The organism is Candidatus Glassbacteria bacterium, assembly GCA_019456185.1.
In the GTDB taxonomy this organism is placed as follows: Bacteria; Gemmatimonadota; Glassbacteria; order GWA2-58-10; family GWA2-58-10; genus JAJRTS01.
The window spans coordinates 1-4,586 of record VRUH01000107.1 but is presented as its reverse complement, the minus strand read 5'-3'; the positions used below and the strand labels follow the sequence as shown (position 1 = coordinate 4,586).

3 protein-coding genes are annotated in these 4,586 nt (G+C 58.9%); all 3 read left to right on the top strand.

Annotated elements, in window-relative coordinates:
• The coding region (locus tag FVQ81_18070) for a hypothetical protein (protein MBW7998439.1) at positions 1 to 1,308 on the top strand (1,308 nt) is incomplete at its 5' end.
• Positions 1,309 to 1,329: 21 nt separating this feature from the next.
• Positions 1,330 to 3,246 carry a tetratricopeptide repeat protein gene (locus FVQ81_18065; GenBank protein ID MBW7998438.1) on the top strand — a complete coding sequence of 639 codons (1,917 nt, stop codon included), beginning with the start codon at positions 1,330 to 1,332 and terminating at the stop codon, positions 3,244 to 3,246.
• A gap of 127 nt (positions 3,247 to 3,373) precedes the next feature.
• A complete protein-coding gene (locus FVQ81_18060; protein MBW7998437.1) occupies positions 3,374 to 4,201 on the top strand; it encodes a tetratricopeptide repeat protein in 828 nt (275 codons plus the stop codon).
• Positions 4,202 to 4,586: the final 385 nt, after the last annotated feature.

Here is a 4,586-nt window from a genome sequence, read left to right as displayed (position 1 = left end):
GCTGCGGCCGTGCTGGCCCTGGCCGCGGTGGGGGGATACTTCGGATGGAACTATTATGAACAACGTGCTGCCGAAGCAGCCTTGGCCGTCTTCGAGCAGGAAGCTGACTACCCCCTGCCCGAAAGGCCCTCTATCGCCATCCTGGCATTCGAGAATTTGAGTGGCGACCCGGAACAGGAGTATTTCGGCGACAGCCTCAGCGAAAACATCCTCACCGGGCTGGCCGGGGTTGACGATCTATTCGTGATCGCCCGCAATTCCTCTTTCCAATACAAAGGCAAGCCGGTGGATGTGCGGAAAATCGGGCGGGAGCTAGGTGTGCGCTATGTGCTGGAGGGAAGCGTACAGAAAGTCGAGAACCGCGTTCGCGTCACGGCCCAACTGATTGACGCCGCCACGGGACAACACCTTTGGGCAGGCCGCTACGACCGGGAGCTAGAATTTTGGTTCGCCATCCAGGATGAGATTACCCTCAAAATTTTGGGAGAACTGCTAGGCGAACTCCACAGGGGGGAAACCTCACGAGCAGTGGTAAGCGGCACGAAAAATCTGGAAGCCCTTGCCGCATTTTATCGTGCTTACAAACATATCATCCGCTGGGGCAAAAAAGACATGCTGCTTGCCCGTGAATGGAGCCGGAAAGCCATCGCACTCGATCCGAATTATCCTCTACCTTATTCAACCCTTGCCTGGAGTTATATTTTACCGGTTTTCTTCGGATTCAGCGACTCTCCCGGAGAGGACCTTTTGCAAGGCGGGGAGCATGCAAAAAAAGCCCTGGAACTCAGCTCCGGCACAGAGGGTCTCGTCGAAATTGGCTACATTCAAATGATAAAAAAGGAGCACACGCAAGCCATTGCCACCCTTGAAAAGGCGGTTGCTGTAAGACCCAGCGATGCTAGAACCCACGCGTTTTTATCCCGGACTCTGGATTATAATGGCCAACCGGCGGAGGCCATCCCGGAGATGAAAATTGCGCTGCGGCTCGCTCCCTTTTATCCCAAATGGTGGCTGTCGGCTTTAGCACTCACCTATTTTAATAACAGGCAGTATGAAAAAGCTTTGGAAGCTTGTCTGAATTCGCGTAAGCGTGGGTTACCCCTCTGGTTGCGGGGAACGATCATCGCCAGTTATATGGCGCTTGGAAAGGAGGCAGAGGCGCGGGCCGAGGTCAGGAAATACCTGGTTGCCGAACCAGATGCGTCTCTCGCAGCTACACGGAAAATTTTCAAACCCTGGCCCTACAGGGAATTCTCGTGGTTGGATCGTAAGATAGAGTTCCTGCGCAAGGCCGGGCTGCCGGAGTAGTCCCACCAAAAGGAAACCGCCATGGCGACACGGGACGTGGAACGGAAGCTGACCGCGGTATTCGTCACCGACGTGGCCGGCTATAGCCGCCTGATGGCGGAAAACCCCGACCAGACCCTGGAAACCCTCACCGCCTACCGGGAAGTCTTCTCTCAGTACACCGGGCAATTCCACGGGCGCATCGTCAACCGGCCCGGGGACTCCATCCTGGCCGAGTTCGGCTCCGTGGTGGACGCCCTCACCTGCGCGGTGGAAATCCAGCGCGAACTGGCCGAGCGCAATCTCTCCCTGCCGGAAAACCGCCGCATGCAGTTCCGCATCGGCCTGACCATGGGGGACGTGCTGCTGAAGGAAGGCGAGATTTACGGGAACGGAGTGAACATCGCGGCGCGGCTGGAAGCCCTGGCCGATCCGGGCGGCATCTGTATTTCCCGCAACGTGTACGACCAGGTGCAAGCGCGGCTGCCCCTGCACTTCGAGTACCTGGGGGAGAAGATCGTCAAGAACATCCCCGAGCCGGTGCGGGCCTATAAGGTGCTCTCCGAACCGGGGGCGGCGGCCCAGCGAACGGTGGAAGCGGGAAGGATCGCCACAGTAAAATGGCGAAAATGGCGCCGGTCGGCCATCACGTTGGCCGCAGGCTTGATGTTGATCCTGGGAATCGCCGCCGCGGGATATTTCTGGTTTCCCGGACATCCCCGGGAAGAGGGCGCCGGCGGCCCGCCCATCCCCGACAAGCCCTCCATCGCCGTGCTGGCTTTCGACAACATGAGCGGCGACCCGGCCCAGGAATACTTCAGCGACGGCATCAGTGAAACGATCATTACCCGCCTCGCCCGCTCGGACAGCATGTTCGTGATCGCCCGCAATTCCTCGTTTTTCTACAAGGGCAAGGCGGTGCCGGTTCAGCAAATTGGGAAGGAACTGGGTGTGCGTTACCTGCTGGAGGGCAGCGTGCAAAAAAGCGGCGACCGCATCCGCGTCACGGCCCAACTCATCGAGGCGGAAAACGGCCGGCATCTCTGGGCGGACAGTTACGATCGCGAACCGAAAGAATTGTTCGCCGTGATGGACGAGATCACCCACCGCATCGTCATCGAACTGGCGGTGAAACTCACCAGTGGGGAAGCGGCACGCTATTACGAACACGCCACGGAGAATTTCGAGGCTTACGACCTCTACCTGCAGGGTGCGAATAATTTCTTTCGCTTCGAGAAGGAAGCCAACGCGCGGGGCAAGAAACAACTCCACCGGGCCATCGAGTTGGATCCTCAGTTCGCCCGTGCCATGGCCATCCTGGCTTGGCTGTACATGAATGACTCGCGTTATCGCTGGGTGAAGGACACCAAGGCCGCCCTCCGCAAGTCCGAGGAATGGGCCAGGAAGGCCCTGGCAATCGACGATACGGTTGCCCCGGCCTATACGGTGCTGAGCCGCATCCATACCTGGAAGGGGCAGTACGAGCAGGCCATCGCCGCCGGGGAACGGGCCGTGGAGGCGGAGCCGGGAAACTGGGCCGCTTACCATGCCTATTCCCTCACCATGCTCTACGCGGGAAAGCACCGGGAAGCGCTGGCGCTGATCCAAAAGTCGATGCGTCTCAGCCCCTACCACGGCATCGCCACCCTGGCAGTTGCCGGAGGTGTGTATCTTCAACTGGGTCGATACGCGGAGGCTAAACCGTACTTTGAAAAGGTTCTCCAACGCACCCAACGGGGGCCCTTGTCCTCGCAGGCCCAAAGAATTCTGATCAGCATCGACATGGAACTGGGCTTGGAGGAGGAAGCCCGGGAACGTGCCCGGAAATTCCTGGAAAAATACCCGGAAACTTCGCTGAATCGCATCCGCAAGCGGCTCATGAGAGCCCCTTTTAAAAACAAGGATTTCATCGAACCACGTCTGGAAAGCCTGCGCAGGGCCGGATTTCCCGAGAAATAGATTACAGTGTGCTCCTTTCCCCTCGTCACTCCCACCCCACCCCCCGGGTAGCACTCCGCCGCAATCTCGCATAAGATGATCGCAAGCTGGCCCGAATACGGCCGGAATCCTAAGCGATAGGGGAGCCATGGGGCGCATTGCGATTGTATTGGCGGCAACCTTGCTGGCATTCGCCATCCTCGTATCGTGTTCCGGGAACCAGCGCCCGGAAAAACGTTCCTCCGAGGAATGGTTCGAGCGGGGCGAAAAACTGTGGGACGGCAAGGCGTACAAGACGCCGGAGGTGGCCGTGCAGTATTTTTCCCGCGCCATCAAGGAAGACCCCCTCCTCTCCACCGCCTACAACAACCGCGGGCTGGCCTACCATGGCCTGGAGAAATACGAGCTGGCGCTTTCGGACTTCGAGAAGGCTATCGGCATCGAGCCCAACATGGCGGAAGCCTTTTACAACCGGGGGATCGCGCTGGGGAAATTATCGCGGCACGACGAAGCCATCCAGAGCTTTTCCAGCGCCCTCGAGTTGGACCCGGAAATGGCCATCGCCCACAACGAACGGGGGCTGAGCTACTTTCATCTTGGGAATTACTCCAGGGCCGGCGCCGACTTTTCCCGCGCCGTGGAATTGGACCCCAAAATGCCGGTGGCCTACTACAACCGCGGAATCACCCGCAGCGAAATGAAGCAATTCCAGCAAAGCCTGGACGATTACGATAAGGCGGTGCAGATCGATCCGCAATTCGCCAAAGCCTTTTACAACCGGGGATTCGTCTACCGCGACGTGGAACAACCCGAGCAGGCCTGCACGGACTGGAAAAAAGCCTGCGAATTGGGCTTCGCCAACGGTTGCGGCGCGGTGCGGACGAATTGCAATGCGGGAAACGAAGCGCAGGAAGCCATCCCCGAGCAGCCCGAAGCAGAAGATGATTCCGAACAAATCCCGTCCAGCGAACCGTAGGCGGAAATCCTGTCTCCACCCGGAAGAGTTCGCTCCTCCTCATCCCCCTTTCCCTACCCCGGCGGATGATGCTCCAGCCAATGCCGGGCGATATCGATGCGGCGGGTGAACCAGACCTGGCCCAATCCCCGCGCATACTCAATGAAGCGCTCCAGCGCCTTGATGCGGCTGGGCCGCCCCACGATGCGCAGGTGGAGCCCCACGGACATCATCTTGGGAGTGGTCCCGCCCTCCTCGAAGAGCACGTCCAGGGTGTCGCGCATGTACTGGAAGAAGTCGTCCGCGTGGGCAAAGGCCCCTGAAGTCCAGAACTTCACGTCGTTCACTTCCAATGAATAGGGGAGCACCAGATAGGGCTTGTCCAGCACATTCACATAGTAAGGCA

Excerpts from the sequence above, each read along its gene's own strand:
- FVQ81_18065 (MBW7998438.1), top strand. The coding sequence starts at position 1,330 with ATGGCGACACGGGACGTGGAACGGAAGCTGACCGCGGTATTCGTCACC.
- FVQ81_18060 (MBW7998437.1), top strand. The coding sequence starts at position 3,374 with ATGGGGCGCATTGCGATTGTATTGGCGGCAACCTTGCTGGCATTCGCC.